Source organism: Micromonospora kangleipakensis, from assembly GCF_004217615.1.
GTDB lineage: Bacteria > Actinomycetota > Actinomycetes > Mycobacteriales > Micromonosporaceae > Micromonospora > Micromonospora kangleipakensis.
In genome coordinates this window covers 3,819,042-3,836,393 of record NZ_SHLD01000001.1, presented here as the reverse complement: position 1 = coordinate 3,836,393, position 17,352 = coordinate 3,819,042, and the positions used below count along the sequence as shown (strand labels likewise).

Annotated in this window: 15 protein-coding genes; 6 read left to right on the top strand and 9 right to left on the bottom strand. The window is 74.0% G+C overall.

Annotated elements, in window-relative coordinates:
* Nucleotides 1-86 precede the first annotated feature (86 nt).
* The 7 genes from EV384_RS18415 to EV384_RS18390 form a co-directional block, all read right to left on the bottom strand.
* A complete protein-coding gene (locus tag EV384_RS18415) occupies nucleotides 87-587 on the bottom strand; it encodes a DUF2231 domain-containing protein (RefSeq protein WP_130335002.1) in 501 nt (166 codons plus the stop codon).
* A gap of 77 nt (nucleotides 588-664) precedes the next feature.
* Nucleotides 665-1,393 carry a GAF and ANTAR domain-containing protein gene (locus EV384_RS18410; RefSeq protein WP_207232625.1) on the bottom strand — a complete coding sequence of 243 codons (729 nt, stop codon included), beginning with the start codon at nucleotides 1,391-1,393 and terminating at the stop codon, nucleotides 665-667.
* A gap of 202 nt (nucleotides 1,394-1,595) precedes the next feature.
* Nucleotides 1,596-3,890, bottom strand: a complete 2,295-nt coding sequence (gene secA2, locus EV384_RS18405) for an accessory Sec system translocase SecA2 (protein WP_130335000.1) — start codon at nucleotides 3,888-3,890, stop codon at nucleotides 1,596-1,598.
* A gap of 111 nt (nucleotides 3,891-4,001) precedes the next feature.
* Nucleotides 4,002-5,192, bottom strand: coding sequence for an ABC transporter ATP-binding protein (locus EV384_RS36105; protein WP_278045679.1), 1,191 nt, complete (start codon nucleotides 5,190-5,192; stop codon nucleotides 4,002-4,004).
* Entirely contained in the window at nucleotides 5,161-5,775 is a 615-nt protein-coding gene (locus tag EV384_RS36100; RefSeq protein WP_278045608.1) for an ABC transporter transmembrane domain-containing protein, read from the bottom strand. Before EV384_RS36100 ends, EV384_RS36105 begins: the two co-directional genes overlap by 32 nt.
* 77 nt (nucleotides 5,776-5,852) lie before the next feature.
* A complete protein-coding gene (locus EV384_RS18395) occupies nucleotides 5,853-6,941 on the bottom strand; it encodes a zinc-binding dehydrogenase (protein WP_130334998.1) in 1,089 nt (362 codons plus the stop codon).
* The gene (locus EV384_RS18390; RefSeq protein WP_130334996.1) at nucleotides 6,934-7,965 is read right to left on the bottom strand and encodes a Gfo/Idh/MocA family protein; all 1,032 of its coding nucleotides are present in this window, start codon (nucleotides 7,963-7,965) and stop codon (nucleotides 6,934-6,936) included. Before EV384_RS18390 ends, EV384_RS18395 begins: the two co-directional genes overlap by 8 nt.
* A 251-nt stretch (nucleotides 7,966-8,216) precedes the next feature.
* On the opposite strand from EV384_RS18390, the gene EV384_RS18385 reads away from it, so the two are divergent.
* The 5 genes from EV384_RS18385 (at nucleotide 8,217) to ctaD (ending at nucleotide 13,968) form a co-directional block, all read left to right on the top strand.
* Complete coding sequence (locus tag EV384_RS18385; RefSeq protein ID WP_242624495.1) at nucleotides 8,217-9,197, top strand: glucosyl-3-phosphoglycerate synthase; 981 nt, start codon at nucleotides 8,217-8,219, stop codon at nucleotides 9,195-9,197.
* A 130-nt stretch (nucleotides 9,198-9,327) separates the two neighbouring features.
* Nucleotides 9,328-10,482: a glycosyltransferase gene (locus tag EV384_RS18380; protein WP_130334992.1), complete on the top strand. Its 1,155-nt coding sequence runs from the start codon at nucleotides 9,328-9,330 to the stop codon at nucleotides 10,480-10,482.
* 119 nt (nucleotides 10,483-10,601) lie between these two features.
* Entirely contained in the window at nucleotides 10,602-11,054 is a 453-nt protein-coding gene (locus tag EV384_RS18375; RefSeq protein ID WP_130340663.1) for a DUF4383 domain-containing protein, read from the top strand.
* 88 nt (nucleotides 11,055-11,142) lie between these two features.
* Complete coding sequence (locus EV384_RS18370; RefSeq protein WP_130334990.1) at nucleotides 11,143-11,874, top strand: ATP-binding protein; 732 nt, start codon at nucleotides 11,143-11,145, stop codon at nucleotides 11,872-11,874.
* An 87-nt stretch (nucleotides 11,875-11,961) separates the two neighbouring features.
* The gene (gene ctaD, locus EV384_RS18365; protein WP_130334988.1) at nucleotides 11,962-13,968 is read left to right on the top strand and encodes an aa3-type cytochrome oxidase subunit I; all 2,007 of its coding nucleotides are present in this window, start codon (nucleotides 11,962-11,964) and stop codon (nucleotides 13,966-13,968) included.
* A gap of 68 nt (nucleotides 13,969-14,036) precedes the next feature.
* On the opposite strand, the gene EV384_RS18360 is transcribed toward ctaD, so the two are convergent.
* Nucleotides 14,037-15,173, bottom strand: a complete 1,137-nt coding sequence (locus tag EV384_RS18360; RefSeq protein WP_130334986.1) for a SigB/SigF/SigG family RNA polymerase sigma factor — start codon at nucleotides 15,171-15,173, stop codon at nucleotides 14,037-14,039.
* Between the two features lie 265 nt (nucleotides 15,174-15,438).
* Nucleotides 15,439-16,851 (bottom strand): hypothetical protein, encoded by a 1,413-nt coding sequence (locus EV384_RS18355; protein WP_423202903.1) that lies wholly within the window; start codon nucleotides 16,849-16,851, stop codon nucleotides 15,439-15,441.
* Between the two features lie 226 nt (nucleotides 16,852-17,077).
* On the opposite strand from EV384_RS18355, the gene EV384_RS18350 reads away from it, so the two are divergent.
* Nucleotides 17,078-17,305: a CDGSH iron-sulfur domain-containing protein gene (locus EV384_RS18350; protein WP_130334984.1), complete on the top strand. Its 228-nt coding sequence runs from the start codon at nucleotides 17,078-17,080 to the stop codon at nucleotides 17,303-17,305.
* Nucleotides 17,306-17,352 lie beyond the last annotated feature (47 nt).

Genomic DNA, 17,352 nt, shown 5'->3' with positions numbered 1-17,352 from the left:
CGGCGAGCCTGCCGCCGGCGGCCGGGCACGGCAACGGGTTTTCCCCGCCCGGGTCGACGGGCGCGGCGCGACGGGGTGCGGGGGTGTCAGGCCGGCGGTCGGACGATCTCTACGGTCGAGCCGCTGACCGTGCCCAGCGCCTCGAAGCCGCTCGGCTCGACGCGGCCCCGGTCGAACTGGCGCATCAGCCGGGCGCCCAGCCAGACCCCGACCGCGCCCACGGCCAGAGCGAGCAGCTCGGCGGCGAGCAGCGCGCCGGTGGCGCCCCGCTGCGGCGCCTGGGCCCGGATCAGACAGGCGAGCAGGAACAGCCCCGCCATCGCGGCGTTGACCAGGTTGAAGGTGACCGCGGTCCGGCGGGTCCGGCCGGCCCGGACGTCCCACAGGTCGACCATCCCGGCGACGGTGGCCAGGGCGGCCGCGACCAGCGCGGCGACCGCGCTCCAGTAGCCCACCTCGCCGAGGAAGGCGGGGCCACCGGCGACATCGGCCAGGTCGAACACCGCGGCGCTGACGAAGAGCCCGAACGGGAACGTCACCAGCATCGGTTGGATGGGGTGCCCCTGCACCCGCAGTCGGCTCTCCATCGCTTCCTCCCCAGGATTGGTGCAGCTCGCCAGTCCAGAGTGCTACCCGACCGCCATTGGGACGAAACGAACGGCGTTCAGCTCTCCCGGGGACGGGAGACGGTGATCACCAACCGCTCGGCCACCTCGCGCAGCGGTATGTCCAACGAGGCGGCGGCGCTGCGGAGCACGTCCAGCGCCTCCGGGGCCGGACAGCCGCGCTGCGTCATGATCACCCCGATGGCCTGCCCGACGACCCCCTCCGCCAGCAGGGCGGAGTCCAGCTGGCCGGCCTTCGCCGCCTGCCGGGCCCGGTCGCGGACCGCGGCCAGGAGCAGCCCGGCGTGCTCGGCGAGGAGCATCGCGGTGAGCTGGTGCCGGGTGGTCAGCCCCTCCGCCGACTCGGCGTACAGGTTGATCGCGCCGATGACCTGCTCGTCGACGTCGACCGGCGCGGAGATCACCCCGCGGACGCCCAGGCCGAGGGCCCGGCTGGTCCAGGCCGGCCAGCGCAACTCCTCCGCCAGGTCCGCCGCGATGATCATTTCGCGGCGGCGGATGGCGCTCATCGCCGGCGAGTCGGGGCCGTGCCGCAGGTCGTCCAGCTCGGCCAGCCGGGGGTCGGAGGCGGCCACGCCGGCCGGCTCGCCCGCCCGCAGCGCGGTGAACCCGCAGCAGTTCACCCCCGGTACGGCGTCCCGGGCGATCCGGACCAGCTGCTCCAGCGCCTCGTCGAAGTCGGTGACCGCGATCAGGCCGGCGGTCAGCTCCCTCAGCAGTGCCGCGGTCTCCAGCACGCCCAGCGCGTCGATGGGCGACTCCCGCATGTCCAGGTTCACCGGCTCGCGGTCCCCGCCCCCGGAGCGTACGACCACGCGACATCCCCGTCCGGCGCCATTGCCTGTCTCATCCCGCTGCCTCTCCCTGACTCGAAAGCCTCGGGCTACTACCCTCCCAAACCGGGATCGAAACCGTGCAAAGGGGTCCCTTCCGCGCGGCCGGCGCGCCGGAAGGGACCCCTGGCAGCGATCAGCGGGAACCGGAGATGAGCCGCCGCCCCACGGAGGCGATCAACCGGTCCAGCTCGGAGCCGAACGGGTTGTCGTGCACCAGGTACGTCCAGGTGGCGCTCGGCCGGACCAGCTTCGAGGCGTCCGGCTCCCAGCCCTCGTCGAACTCGGTCTCCTCGAAGGTGGCGATGGTCCGCGTCTCGATCTCCGGGATCAGCGCGTTGAACGCCGGCACGGCGCTGCGGTGGAACTCGTCGAGCGGGTCGAGCCGGCCCAGCGCGCGGAGGTGCACGCCCTCCCGGACCTCGGAGAGCTCGGCCAGGTGGTCGGCCCAGAGCCGGTCCAGGTGGTAGAGGGCGATCGACCGGGCCGCGTCGGCGAGCAGGTCCTCGTCCATCTCACCGGCCTTCTCCGGCACCCGCTCCAGCAGCATCAGCGCGGCGATGTCGCTGGTGAGCAGCCGCTCGCGCCGCTCCGCGAGGGCCTTGCGCTGCTGCTCGATCACCACGCTGTAGCGCCAGGTGTTGCGGTGGATCTCGTGGTTGACGCCCTCGGCGACCCGCTGGGCGTGCTCCACCGCGTAGTCCACCTGCGGATCGGTGACCAGGCCGTCGGCGTTCATCCGCGGCGAGGCCGGGACGGCGTCGCCGGCGTGCCGGGCCACCAGGTCGTCCTCCAGGCTGACGAAGAAGACCGAGCCGCCCGGGTCGCCCTGCCGGCCGGCCCGGCCGCGCAGCTGGTCGTCGACCCGGCGGCTGTCGTGCCGGCCGCTGCCCATCACGTACAGGCCGCCCAGCTCGGCGACCCGCTCCCGGTCGACCTGGTCGCTGCCGCCGAGCCGGATGTCGACGCCCCGGCCGGCCATCTGGGTGGAGACGGTCACCGCGCCGTACGCGCCGGCCTCGGCGATGATCGCCGCCTCCTCGTCGTCGTTCTTGGCGTTGAGCACCACGCAGGGCACCCCCGCGGCGTGCAGCCCGGCGGCCAGCCCCTCGGACTCCTTGACGTCCAGGGTGCCGACCAGCACCGGCCGGCCCTGCTCGTGGCAGCGCTTGATCTCGTCGATCAGCGCCTCCTCCTTCTCGGCCCGGGTGGCGTAGATCCGGTCCGACTCGTCCTCGCGGACGCACGGCGTGTTCGGCGGGATCACCGCCACCTCGAGGCCGAAGAACTCCCGCAGCTGGTCGCCGACGAGCACCGCGGTCGCGGTCATCCCGCAGACCTTCGGGTAGAGCGCGATGAACGCCTGCACGGCGATCGTGCCGAGCACCTCGCCCTCGGCGGTCGCGTCCAGGCCCTCCTTCGCCTCGACCGCGGCCTGGAGCCCGTCCGGCCAGCGGCGGCGCTGGGCCACCCGGCCGCGCATCTCGTCGATCAGCTCGACCGAGCCGTCCCGGACGATGTAGTCGACGTCACGGTGCAGCAGGGCCCGCGCGTGCAGCGCCACGTTCACCGCGGAGAGCTGCCCGACGTGCTCCTCGTCGTACAGGTCGATGCCGCCGAGCTTGGCCTCGACGGTGGCCAGGCCGGCGGCGGTGAAGGCGACGCTGCGGCCGTCCTCGGCGACGGTGTAGTGCCGGCCCTTGCGCAGCCCGCGCACCAGCGCGGCGGCGGCGTGCACCGGGTCCTGCTCGCCGGAGACCGCGCCGGCGAGGACCATCGGCACCCGGGCCTCGTCGATCAGGATCGAGTCGGCCTCGTCGACGATGGCGGTCCGCAGCGGCTGCTGGACCCGGTCGTCGATGTCGGTGACGAGCTGGTCGCGCAGGTAGTCGAAGCCGGCCTCGCTGACCGAGACGTAGGTGACGTCGCAGGCGTACGCGGCGCGCCGCTCCTCGGGGGTGGACGCCTCGTTGACCCAGCCGACGGTGAGCCCGAGCAGGGTGTAGACCGGGCCCATCCACTCGGCGTCGCGGCGGGCCAGGTAGTCGTTGACGGTGAGCACGTGGACCGGGCCGTTGCCCATCCGCACGTGCCCGTACGCGGCGATGGTGGCGGTGAGCGTCTTGCCCTCACCGGTGGCCATCTCGGCGACCTTGCCGGAGAGCAGCGCCATCGCGCCGAGCAGCTGCACGTCGTACGGCCGCTGGTCCAGGCCGCGGCGGGCGGCCTCCCGGCCGACCGCGCAGATCTCCTCGTACCCGCTGGCGGCGCCGGCGGCCTCGGTCAGCTCGGCGGCGTCGAGCGCCTGCAGCTCTTCCTCGCGCGCCTCGATGGCCGGCAGCAGCTTCGCCAGCGGGGCCAGCTCGACCGTCGTTCCCGGCCGCTGGAGGAACTGCCGGAACCTGCTCTTCAACCGTTGCGACACACCCATGAGCGGCAACGGTACGCGAACCGAACGCGATTGTGCGGCCCGGCGGTCGGCAGGTCGCGCCGGTGTCCGGAATTGGCGGCATCCGCCCAGCTCAGGGCCTTTGCCGCGGGGTCAGCTGACGAGGAGCTGGTGGGTGGCCAGCTCCCGGTAGAGGGGGCTGGTAACGGTCAGCTCGTCGTGGCTGCCGACGGCGACCACCCGGCCCCCGTCGAGGACCACGATCTGGTCCGCGTCCACGACGGTGGAGAGGCGGTGCGCCACGATCAACAGGGTACGCCGGACGGCCACCGCGTCGATGGCCCGGCGCAGCGCCGCCTCGTTGCGGGCGTCGAGGTTGCTGGTCGGCTCGTCGAGCAGGAGCACCGGCGGGCCGGCCAGCAGTGTCCGGGCGATGGCCAGCCGCTGCCGCTCACCCCCGGAGAGCAGCACGCCACCCTCACCGACCTGCACGCCCAGCCCCTCGGGCGCCCGCTCGGCCAGGTGGCCCAGGTTGACCTCGTCGAGGACGGCCAGGAGCCGGTCGTCCGGGGCGTCCGGCGCGGTGATCAGCAGGTTCTCCCGCAGCGTGCCGGCGAGGACCGGGGCCTCCTGCTCGACGTACCCGAGCCGGGCCCGCAGCGCGTCGCGGGGCAGGTTGCGCACGTCCACCCCGTCCAGGCACAGGGCGCCCTCGGTGACCTCGTAGAAGCGTTCGACCAGGGCGAGCAGCGTCGACTTGCCGGCGCCGGAGGGGCCAACCAGGGCGGTCCGGGTGCCGGCCGGCACGGTGAAGCTCACCCCGTGCAGCACCGGCGGCCCGCCCGGGTAGCCGAACCCGACCCGGTCGAACCGGATCGCCGCCGGCCCGCCGGCCGCCGGGGCCACCACCGGCCGGGCCCGCCGATCGCCGGCCCCCTCCTCCGGTACGGCGAGGATCTCCTCGATCCGGGCGAGGGCGCCCAGCCCGCTCTGCAACTGGGTGTACGCGTGCACCGCCTGCCCCAGCGGCAGCACCAGGAAGAACAGGAACATCACGAAGGCGACCAGGTCGCCGACGCTGATCGCCCCGGCGGCCACCCGGGCCCCGCCGACGGCCAGCACCAGCAGGAAGGCGCCCTGGATGGTGACCGTGCTGGCCGGGCCGACCAGCGCCTGCACCCGGGCCACCCGCAGCCCCGCCGCGTACGCCTCGGCGGCGCTGCCGGCGACGGTCTCCGCCTCCCGCGTCTCGGCCCGGCTGGCCCGGATGGTGCGGGCGGCCGAGATGGCCCGCTCGACGGCGGAGGTCATCTCACCGACGCGCTCCTGGGCCCGGCGGGCCAGCCCGCGTACCCGGCGGGCGACGGTGAGGGCGAACCCGATGCCGACCGGTGAGGGCGAACCCGATGCCGACCGCGACGGCGCCCAGCGTCACCCCGAACAGCGGCGGGTCGAGCAGCAGCATCGCGGTCCCGGCGCCGAGCACCATCACGGCCCCGGTGACGGTCTCGAAGAGCCCGGAGGTGACCACCGCCCGCAGCAGGGTGGTGTCCGAGCCGACCCGGGAGAGCAGGTCGCCGGTGCGTCGGCGGTCGTACTCGGCGATCGGCAGCCGCAGCAGGTGCCCGGCGAGCCGGCGGCGGGTGCCCAGCACCAGCCCCTCCGCGGTCCGTTGCAGCAGGTAGTCGCGGAGACCGCCGACCGCCGCGCCGGCCACCACCAGGGCCACCAGCGCGACGACGAGCCCGGCGATCGGCCGGGCGGCGGTCATCCGGTCCAGCACCACCCGGGTGAGCAGGGGCTGCCCGAGGGAGGCCCCGGCGCCGGCCAGCGACAGCGCGCCCACCACGGCGAGGGTGCCGCGGTGGGCGCGCAGGTACGGCAGCAGGGCGGCGAGCCCGGGCGGGCGGGCGGCGTCCGTGGTCATGGCAGAACGGTAGCCGGCCCGGTCATCCCGCCCGGGCGGTGGCCGACGGCCGCCGGCGAACCCGGTGAACGGCCGGCTCAGGGCGTGAGCACGACCTGGAGCTCCGACCGGCGCCGCTCGGCCAGGTCGGTCAGCAGCGCCGGCGCCTCCTCGAACGGCACCACCGCCGAGACCAGATGCTTGCGGATCACGTCGCCGTACTGCCGGAGCAGCTCGATGGTCTCCGCGGAGAGCCGCTCCCGGTCCCAGATGGGGGCGAGCCCGCGCGGCACCCGCCCGATCTGGGCGCAGCGCAGCGAGAGGCCGTTGTGGTGGAACTCCTCGCCTAACCGGACCTCGTCCGCGCCGGCCTGGTAGAAGGCCAGGTCGATGACCGTTCCCTGGGGGCGCAGCAGGCGCAGCGCGAGGTGCAGCGCCCAGGCCTGGCCCCGGCACTGGAACACCACGTCGGCGCCGCGGTCGCCGGCGGCGTGGTTCCACCGGGTCTTCAGCACCACCGCCGGGTCGTCGGCGTCCGGGTCGAGGGTCTCCAGGCCCAGCGCCTCGGCCACCTCCCGCCGCTGCGGGGTCGGGTCCAGCACCACCACCGAGGCGGCCCCGTGCCGCCGGGCGAGCAGCGCGGTGAGCAGCGCGACGACGCCGCTGCCGACGACCGCGACCCGGCGGCCGCGCACGCCGTCGCCGAGCGAGCGGACGTCGGTGCCGCACAGGTCGGCCGCGGCGTGCAGCAGGCCGTTGGCGCAGATCGGACCCATGTGCGCGACGTAGACGCCGAGCACCGGGTCGAGGTCCTCCGGCAGCGGCACGAAGCGTTCGGCGACCGGGTCGGCGACGTACCCGGTGCGGTGCCCGTAGGTCATCGCGCCGACGGTCCCGACCCGGATCGCCGGGGTACGGCTCTCCACCACCCGGCCGACCTGCATGTAGCCGAGCCGGTCCACCGGGTACGGGGCGGTCGCCTCCCCCGGCTGGAACAGGCCAAGGTCGGCGTTCCAGGTGACGTTGAGGTAGGGGTTGGTGCCCTTGACGTAGCTCAGTTCGGTGCCGGCGGAGACGCCGCTGTAGAGCGTCTCCACCCGGAACGTGCCGTCCCGCAGCTCGGCGGCGTCCTGCTCGACCAGCTCCACCCGCCCGGGGCCGCTGACCACCACGACCTTGTCACGCATCGACGGTCACCCCCGCCGGCGCGGCGTCCACCACGGCCGTCCGCGGCCGCGCGGCCGGCCCGGTGGGCAACGAGACGCTGCGCCCGGTCCGCGCGGACTCGGCCACCGCGAGGGCCAGCCGATGGGTGCGCAGGGCCTCCGCGTACGGGACACGGACGTCGTCGCCGATCCCCCGTACGGCGTCGACGAAGGCCCGGTCGACGGCCGTCCGGGCGCCCTCCGGGTCGGCGGGCAGGTGCCGCTCGCCGTCCGCGTCGCAGATGGTCAGGCCGTCCTCGGCCAGCGACAGCGCCAGCCCGTCGGCGAGGATCTCCAGGCCGGCCCGGTGCTTCCAGGTCATCACGCATGCCGCGGCGAGCGTGCCGACCGCGCCGCTCTCGAAGCGCAGCGTCGCCGCGGTGACCGAGTCGATGTCGGCGCCGTCGACCGGCGGCGGGGTGCCGTCGCCGTACGCGGTCACCTCGGTGGCCTCGCCGACCAGCGCGCGGATCAGGTCGAGCACGTGCGCGGCCTGCTCGACCACCGGGCCGCCGGAGCGGTCCCGCCGGGCCCACCAGGCCACCGGCGGCACCTTGTCCAGCCAGGCGCCGTTGACCATCCGCACCGGACGGTCGGCGAGCAGCTCCCTGGCCTGCTCGACCACGTGCAGGTAACGCCAGTGATGGCCGACCGCGGTCAGCAGCTGCCGCCGCTCCACCAGGGCGGCGACCCGCTCCGCGGTCTCCAGGTCCACCGCGACCGGCTTCTCCACGAACATCGGCACGCCGGCGGCGATCACCGCCTCCTCGACCGGCCCGTGCGCGAACGGCGGCACGCAGACGTACACGGCGTCCGGGCCGGCGGCGAGCAGCTCGTCCACATCGGCGAAGGCACGGGCGCCGTGCGTCCCGGCCAGCGCCTCCGCCGCGTCCCGGGCCACGTCGGTCACCCCGAGCAGCTCCACGTCCTCGAAGCCGGTCAACACCCGGGCGTGGCGTTGCGCCACCCCGCCGGCCCCTACCAGTCCCACCCGGCACGCGCGCATTCCACAGACCCTCTCGCCACGGTTCCACGACTACCCGGACAGCTCTCCCCCTGCCGGCACCCCACCAAACCCGACGGGCGGCGCAATCAGACGTTCATCCGCCGGGAACCGGCCGGTGCCCGGTCCGTGATCAAGCTGGTAGGCATGATCCGGTTAGCGCGGGGTCGGTACTGGGAAAACCTCTTCCCGCGTTTCCGCCACGACCTGGGGGTGTGCCTGTGCGGGATACAGAATCGATCGTCTCACCGGTGGTGGAGGCCTGGGCCACCTATCGGACCACGTCGGCCAACGACTGGCCGGCACGGCGTCTGCTGCGCGCCAAGGGTGACCGCCGGGTCAGCGTGGTGCTGCCCGCCCGTAACGAGGAGGTCACCGTCGGCGCGATCGTGTCGACGATCCGCGAGCACCTGATGGACCGGCTCCCCCTCGTCGACGAGCTGATCGTGGTCGACTCCCGGTCGACCGACCGGACCGCCCAGGTGGCCCGCGCCGCCGGGGCCGAGGTGGTCAGCCAGGACGCGATGACCCGGGGGCTGCCCCAGCTGAGCGGCAAGGGCGACGCGCTCTGGGCCGGCCTGGCCGCCGCCGAGGGTGACGTGGTCGCCTTCGTCGACGCCGACCTGCGCGAGTTCCGGCCGCACTTCGTCACCGGACTGATCGGCCCGCTGCTGACCGACCCGTCGGTCGACTTCGTCAAGGGCTTCTACCACCGGCCGCTGGTCGGCGCGACCAGCGTCGAGGCCGACGGCGGTGGCCGGGTGACCGAGCTGATGGCCCGGCCGCTGCTCAACCTCTTCTGGCCGGAGCTGGCCGGCTTCGTGCAACCCCTCGCCGGCGAGTACGCGGGCCGCCGGGAGGTGCTGGAGCAGGTGCCGTTCGTCTCCGGCTACGGCGTGGAGACGGCGATGCTGATCGACCTGCTGGAGCTGGTCGGCCTCGACGCGCTGGCCCAGGTGGACCTGGGTGAGCGCAAGCACCGTCACCAGGACACCGCGGCGCTGGGCCGGATGTCCGCCCAGATCATGCTGACCGCCTGGTCCCGCCTGCAGCGTCGGGGCTGGGCCAGCCCCAACACCACGCCGGCCGCCCTGCTCACCCAGTTCCGGCGGGGCGGCTCGGACGCGCTGCCCAACCTGGACCGCGAGATCGTGGTCAGCGACGTCTCGATCGAGGAGCGCCCGCCGCTGGCGCAGCTGCGGCACCGGGTGCCGCGGCGGCGGGTGGCGGCGTGAGGCCCCCGGGCGACGGTGGCGACGGCCGGTCCGGGCGACCGGCGCGCAGCGGTGACGGCCGGCCCGCGGGGCCGGTCGCTGGCACGCGGAGGGCCGACGGGGGCGCCGCCGAGGGAAGGAACCCGACACGATGAGTCTCACCGTCCTGATGAACGCCGGTCCCTGGTTGTCCGTGCCGCCCCCCGGCTACGGCGGGATCGAGAACGTGGTGGCGACCCTGGTGCCCGAGCTGCGCCGGCTCGGCGTCCGGATCGTGCTGGCCTCGGTGGAGACCAGCACCCTGCCGGTCGACGAGAAGATCTCGGTCTTCCCGGACGGCCAGTTCCACGCCCTGCAGCGGCCGTACAACCAGGTCTGCGGGGTCGCCCAGGCGCACCTGAGCGGGGTGGTGCGTGCGCTGCACACCCGCGACGACATCGACCTGGTGCACGACCACGTGGAGGCGGTCGGGCTGGCCACCATGGCCGCGATGGGCCCGGACGCCCCGCCGGCGCTGCACACCCTGCACTGGGACCTGGCCAAGCACCCGGAGCTCTACGGCAACCTCGACGGCGGCGACCGGGTCCGGGTCAACGGCGTCTCCGCCTCGCAGCTGGCCCGCGCCCCGCAGGCGCTGCGCGACCACTCGGTGGGGCACGTGTACCTGTCCACCCCGCTCGCCGTCGACGCGGACCGCCGCCCCCAGGCGGACAAGGGCGACTACCTGATCATTCTGGGCCGGATCAACCCGGGCAAGGGCCAGGACCTGGGCGCCCGGCTGGCCCAGCAGGTGGGCTTCCCGCTGGTGCTGGCCGGCCCGGTCGGGCCGTACCACCGGCCGGAGGACCTGGCCGCGGCCGGCGACGAGGCCCGGCAGAACCCGGACGTGCGGTTCTTCTACGACCACGTCGCCCCGCACGTCGACGGCGACCTGGTCCGCTGGGTGGGCACGGTCGCCGGCCAGGAGCGCGACGACCTGCTCGCCGGCGCCCGCGCCTCGCTCTTCCCGCTGCGCTGGGAGGAGCCCGGCGGCACCGCCGTGGTCGAGTCCCTCGCCCTGGGTACGCCGGTGGTCTCCACGGCGCGTGGCTGCCTGCCCGAGCTGATCGAGCACGGGCGCACCGGACTGCTCACCACCGACGAGGAGGAGCTGGGCGAGCTGGTGCTGGCCGCCGGTCTGCTGGACCCGGACGAGTGCCGGCGCGAGGCCGTCGCCCGGTTCACCCCGGCGGTGATGGCGCAGCGGTACGTCGAGCTGTACGAGCGGGTCCGCCAGCTGGCCGCCCGCCCCCTGCTGCCCGCCTGAGCGCCCTGAGCGCCCGCACCGGCCCGGCCGCCCCCACGGTGGCCGGGCCGGCGTTTGCCGCCCGCCGGAACGGGAACCCCGCCGTCCGTTCCAGGTGAGGAGACATCGTGGTCAACTCGATGGCCCACTCCCGGGGCCGACGCAACCCCGCCGACGGCCGCGCCCCCGTCCGGCGGGCCGCGGCCACGGTCGGCGTGATCTTCCTGATCATCGGCGTGCTCGGCTTCATACCGGGGATCACCAGCAACTTCGACGACCTGTACTTCGCCGGCCACGAGTCGGACGCGAAGCTGTTCGGCCTGTTCCAGGTCTCGGTGCTGCACAACATCGTGCACCTGCTCTTCGGCGTCGCCGGCCTGGCGCTGTCCCGGACGGTCTCCGGCGCCCGGACGTACCTGATCGGCGGCGGCGCCATCTATCTGGTGCTCTGGCTCTACGGCCTGGTGGTCGACCAGTCCAGCGGCGCGAACTTCATCCCGTTGAACGCGGCCGACAACTGGCTCCACCTCTTCCTCGGGGTCGGCATGATCGCCCTCGGCCTGCTCACCACGCGGGACGCGAATCGCCGCTGAACAGGACCGGCTGGGCGGCTGGTCCGGTTTGACCCGACTGGGTGACGGGTAGTTCGCAGGTTCGCGACGAGACGGAATCGAGGGCCTCATGCCGACCCGGATCAGCTGTGAGGTCCGCGACGAGTCGCCGGTCACCCTCGTACGGCTGGCGGGCGCGCTCGACCTGGCGACCATGCGGACGGTGCACACCGTGCTGGACCGCTGCCTCACCGCCCAGCCGGACGCCCTGGTCGTCGACCTGGCCGAGGTCGACGTGGTCGACCGGCTGGCGCTCTCCGTCTTCGCCGCCGCCGCCCGCCAGGCCGCCGACTGGCCCGCGGTGCCGGTGGTGCTCTGCGCCCCGCCGCCGGACGCGGCGGGCTGGCTCGCCGAGACGACCGCGTGCCGGGTGGTGCCGGTGCGGCCGGACTGCGCGGAGGCCACCGCGCTGGCCGGCGCGTCGGCGGCGCCGCGGCTGCGGGCCCGGCTGGAGCCGGTCGCCGGCGCCTGCCGACGGGCCCGGGAGCTGGTCACCGACGCCTGCGGGCGGTGGAACATCCCCGAGCTGATCGGGCCGGCCTCGCTGGTGCTGACCGAGCTGGTGGGGAACGTGGTCCGGCACGCGGGGACGCCGATGCAGGTGACGGTGACCCTGCGGCGGCCGTACCTCCAGGTGGCCGTGACGGACGGCAGCCGGGTCGCGGCCCGGGCCGTGACCGGGCAGGACCTGCGGGCCGAGGGGGGCCGGGGGCTGCTGCTGGTCCGCGAGCTGACCCAGCGCTGGGGCAGCGCGCCGACGGGTGACGGCAAGGTCGTCTGGGCGATGCTACCGGCGAACTGACCGAATTTTCCGCTCTCGCCTGGTTTTATGGGCAGAGGGCCGGGTAGGCGTGCCCGTCCTTTCTGTCGTCACGACGGGGTGAGAGATATGCCGAAGCGGGTAGTCACGGAGCCGGCACGAGACCGGGGGCCCGCGATCCTCGCGCCCGCCCGGTTCGGCGGCTATCCCGGCCCGGTCCGGACCGCCATCAGAGGCAATTCGCTGCTCAAGCTGCTGGGTACGACCGACGCCAAGCTGATCGGCCTGCTCTACATGGTGACGGGGTTCGGCTTCTTCCTGATCGGCGGGGTGCTGGCGCTGCTGCTGCGGGCCGAGCTGGCCCAACCGGGCATGCAGTTCCTCTCCCCCGAGCAGTACAACCAGGCGTTCACCATGCACGGCACGATCATGCTGCTGCTCTTCGCCACCCCGATGGTCTTCGCCTTCGGCAACTACATCGTCCCCTTGCAGATCGGCGCGCCGGACGTCTCGTTCCCCCGGCTGAACGCCCTCGCCTACTGGCTCTATCTGTTCGGCGGCGGGATCGTGATGGCGTCCTTCTTCACACCCGGTGGGGCGGCCGACTTCGGCTGGTTCGCGTACACCCCGTTGAGCCTGTCCCAGCACAGCCCGGGCGTCGGCGGAAACATGTGGATCGTCGGGCTGGCCCTCTCCGGCGTCGGCACGATCCTCGGCGCGGTCAACATGATCACCACGATCGTCACCCTGCGCGCCCCCGGGATGACCATGTTCCGGATGCCGGTCTTCACCTGGAACCTGCTGCTCACCAGCGTCCTGGTGATCCTGGTCTTCCCGCTGCTGGCCGCCGCGCTCTTCGCGCTCGGCTCGGACCGGATCCTGCACTCACACGTGTTCGACCCGACCACCGGCGGGCCGATGCTCTGGCAGCATCTGTTCTGGTTCTTCGGCCATCCCGAGGTGTACATCCTGGCGCTGCCGTTCTTCGGCATCATCACCGAGATCATCCCGGTCTTCGCCCGCAAGCCGATCTTCGGCTACACCGGTATAGTGCTCGCCACCATCGCGATCACCGTGCTGTCGATGAGCGTCTGGGCGCACCACATGTTCGGCACCGGCCAGGTGCTGCTGCCGTTCTTCAGCGTCCTGAGCTACCTCATCGCCGTGCCGACCGGGGTGAAGTTCTTCAACTGGATCGGCACCATGTGGAAGGGGCAGCTCACCTTCGAGACGCCGATGCTCTTCGCCATCGGCTTCCTGACCACCTTCCTGCTCGGCGGCCTGACCGGGGTGCTGCTGGCCAGCCCGCCGGCGGACTTCCACACCACCGACACCTACTTCGTGGTGGCGCACTTCCACTACGTGCTCTTCGGCACGATCGTCTTCGCCGCGTTCGGCGGGGTCTACTTCTGGTTCCCGAAGATGACCGGACGGATGCTCGACGAACCCCTGGGCAAGGCGCATTTCTGGACCATGTTCGTCGGCTTCCACGGGACCTTCCTGGTGCAGCACTGGCTGGGCAACGAGGGCATGCCCCGGCGGTACGCCGACTATCTGCCCACCGACGGCTTCACCACCCTGAACACGATCTCCAGCATCGGGTCGTTCATCCTGGGCGTGTCCACCCTGTTCTTCATCTACAACGTCTGGAAGTCCTGGCGGTACGGCACGATGGTCTCCGTCGACGACCCGTGGGGCTTCGGCAACTCCCTGGAGTGGGCCACCACCTGCCCGCCCCCGCTGCGCAACTTCGACCGGATGCCCCGGATCCGCTCCGAGCGTCCCGCCTTCGACCTCAAGTACGGCCAGCTCGTCGCCAACCTCGGCCGGGACCTGCCGCAGCGCACCACGAAGCCGCCGCAGCACTTCGCCGAGGAGCTGCATCTCGAGCCGCACGTCCCCGAGGCGCCGGCCGCCGAGGGGGCGCACGGCGCCCGCCAGGCCGTCGAGTACCAGCCCGCGCCGCAGTCCGGAGCGCGGCCGGTGGTGGTGCCGGAGCCGGAGGAGATCCGCCGGCCGAGCTTCGAGGAGTACGACGTGCCCGAGGAGGAGGTCGAGCCGGGCGCGGAGCCCCGCCCACCGGAGAGCGAGCGGTGGCGGCACCCGCACGGCCATGAGGACAACCCCGAGCGCTGAGCGGTCACGAAACGGAGGGGGCCGGCGCCACGAGCGCCGGCCCCCTTCCTCGTCCGTACCGGCCAGGTTCAGTCGCCGGCGGCCGGCAGGCCGGCGGCGGCGAGCGAACGGCGTACCGCGGGCTGCACCCGGGTCAGCCGCAGCGGCACCCCGGTCCGGGCCGCCGCGTCCCGGCCGGCCATCAGCGCGGCGATCCCGCCCGCGTCGACGCCGCCCGCGCCGACCAGGTCGACCACCACCTCGCGGGGCTGCCCGGTCACCGCCTCCAGCATCGCCCGGCGCAGCTGGTCCGCGCCGTCCCGGTCGACGTCGCCGCCGACCTCGACGACCACCCGGTCGCCGTTCTGCCGCACCGAGACCCGCGTCTTCGCCGGCTCCGACTCGGCGGCCCCGTTCTGCCACGGCGGTGGGGCGTCGGCGAGCATCGCCTGGCGCAGCCAGGTCAGCGCCCGGGAGAGCAGCCGGGAGACGTGCATCTGGGAGATGCCGAACCGGGCCGCGATCTCCGCCTGGGTCTGGTTGCCGTAGAAGCGCATGGCGAGGATCCGCCGCTCCCGCCAGGGCAGCCGGTGCAGCAGCCCGCTGACGGTCACCCGGTCGTCCACCGATTCCAACGCGTTGTCCGACTCGCCGACCAGGTCGCCGAACTCGGCGGAGCTCTCCCCGCCGACCGGGGCGTTGAGCGAGGCCGGGCTGTAGCCGGCGGCGGACTCCAGCGCCGCGAGGATCTCCTCCTCCGGCGTCTCCAGCCGTTGGGACAGCTCGGCGACCGTGGGCGCCCGGGACAGCTCGCTGGTCAGCGCCGCCGTCGCCTGCCCCACCTCCAGGATCAGGTCGCGCAGCCGGCGGGGCACGTGCACGCCCCAGGTGCGGTCCCGGAAGTGCCGTTTGATCTCACCGACGATGGTGATGGCCGCGTACGCGGTGAACGACCCGCGTTCGGGGTCGTACCGGTCGACGGCGTTGACCAGGCCGAGGCGGGCCACCTGCTCCAGGTCCTCCAGCGGTTCCCCGCGACCCCGGTAGCGGCGGGCCAATCGCCCGGCGAAGGGCAGCGCGAAGCGGACCAGGTCGTCCCGTGCCTCCTGCCGCCGCTCCGGCGGCAGGCCTTCGATCCGTGCCGCGTACGCCAGCGCCGCCGCGTCGAGGTCTTCCAGGCCCCGATCGGTGGGTGGTGGTGTGGTCGTGGTGGTCTGTCCGAACATCCGCGCCTCCCTCAGGAAGGTCCCCCGCCCGGATTGGGAAACCGGTCATGCGCGTGGTCGGGCCACGCACCGGGCCGGAAGTGGGTTACGTGACTGGCACGCCAGGAGCGACGACAGCCCGCCACACGGCGTCATCGTGCCGTCGCAGCGAGCGGTGTTCCCGCTCCGTAGGTACTCAATCACGGACCGCGAGTTCGCGAGGATGTTTCGCCGGGGTTGGTGCCGGCCGGCGTGGACCGGTCCGCCGGCCCCCGCTCAAATCCGGTCAGGAGACCAGTAACCCCTGGTGGGCGCCGGTGTCCCGGAGCACGTCCACCGCCTCGGCGACGCGCAGCGGCGGCGGGACGGGCAGGTCGTACGGCTGGTTGCGCAACACCTCTGTGGCACGCCGGGTCGGCACCGAGGAGACCGGGTAGCCCCGCGCGGAGCCCCGGTCCAGCGACCGCCGCCGCCGCCCGAACGCGGCCACCGCCAGCCACTGCGGCAGGCCGGCCAGCGCCGGCGACCGGACGCCCGGCGGCTCGGGCAGCACGTCCACCGAGCTGAACGGCTCGCTGCCGGCGAGCCACCACTCCACCCCCTCCACCCGGCGCCGGGTCGCGTTCTCGCACCAGTACGGCACCATCCCGGCCCGGACCACCTGCCACGGGTCGAGCAGCCGCCCGCACTCCACCACCAGCCGGTCGCCGGTCTTGCCGGACCGCCGCAGCCAGCGCCGGTACAGGTCGGCCGTGGCGGCGCTGAGCGCGTCCGGCTGCGGGAAGAGCACCTGGTGCAGCGGATGGCCGTGCCGACCGGTCCAGTCCCGGGCGCTGAGTTCGAAACCGGACTCCACGCCGTGCTCGGCGTGGCCCTGCGGGGCGGAGACCTCCGGCGGCTCCCAGTGCGCCCCGTCGCCGCCGGCGGAGCGGAGCACCTGGCGCAGCGCGTGCGCGTCCGGGTGGAAGTCCACCGGTTCGAGGCCGCTGGCCGGGGAGCCGACCTGGAAGCTGTGGCCCCGGCCCTCGTCGAGCACCGGCCAGGTCCGGGCGTCGCGCAGCAGCAGCACCGCCGCGCCGGGTTCGAGCCGATCGGCCAGGAACAGCGTGTACGCCGCCGGCAGGCGCCGCCAGCGCACCGCGAGGGCCACGGTGGCGCCGGCGAGGGCGCCCCGGCTGGCGGGGCAGTGGATCTGCCGGACGTGCACGTCGGAGTTGCCGGCGAGCAGGCGGGCGGCGAACGCGGCGCCGTGGTCGAGGGCGGCGCGCGGCCGGTCCACCGCGCCACGGGTCCAGTGGGCGGTCAGCTCGAAGGCGGCCGGCAGCCAGGGCACGCCCAGCGCCACCGCCAGGTGCGCGGCGGAGCCGTGCGCCGAGCCGAGCACCAGCCCGGGGTAGCGGCGCCGCGGGTACTGGTCGACGATCCAGCGCGCCACCCGCTCGGCGTCGACCTCGGCGGCCTGGGCGGGGGTGAGGGCGACCCGGCCGGCGGCCCGGTTCGCCGCGGCCCGGCGGACCGGCTCCGGGGCGCCGGTGAAGCGGGACAGCGGGGTGGGGTGGCCGAGGTCGCCGCAGTCGGTGCCGCTCAGTGCCCGGGCGGTCGCCGCGACCAGGACCCGGGCGGTGCTGCCCGCCGCCACGACCCGGTCGCCGGCCAGTCCGGCGCCCTCAGCCGTGAGCCCCACCGGCACCTTCGGCACCGGCCCCACCTTGCCTCGTTCGCTCACCACCCGGCCCGGCTTCCCGTCCCTATGCGGTCTAAACGGGGCATCCCTCCACGGGAAGGATCAATCCTCGGGTGCGCGGCGGAGGGGTGGTCCCGACGCACCGGACCCAGCCGCGACGTGTCGCCGGGTTCCGCGTCCGGGGGCGGAAACCCCTGCTGGGCGGGGTTTCGGCGACACCCGGGAGGGCACTTCTCCGGCCATGCGCGAGGACGAGGCGAGCGACGCGGCGGCGACCATCACCCCCTACCAGGACGGTCCGCTGCTGGTCCGCGGCGACTTCGCCCTCGTCACGCCCGACGGGCAGACGATCGAGTCGCGCCCCGGCACGGTCGCCCTCTGCCGCTGCGGCAAGTCCGCCCGCAAGCCCTTCTGCGACGGCACCCACAAGATGATCAACTTCCGCGCCCCCACCCACCGCGAACCCTGACCCCACCCCACCCCACCCCCGCGATCTTGCACTTGGTACTCGGGCGA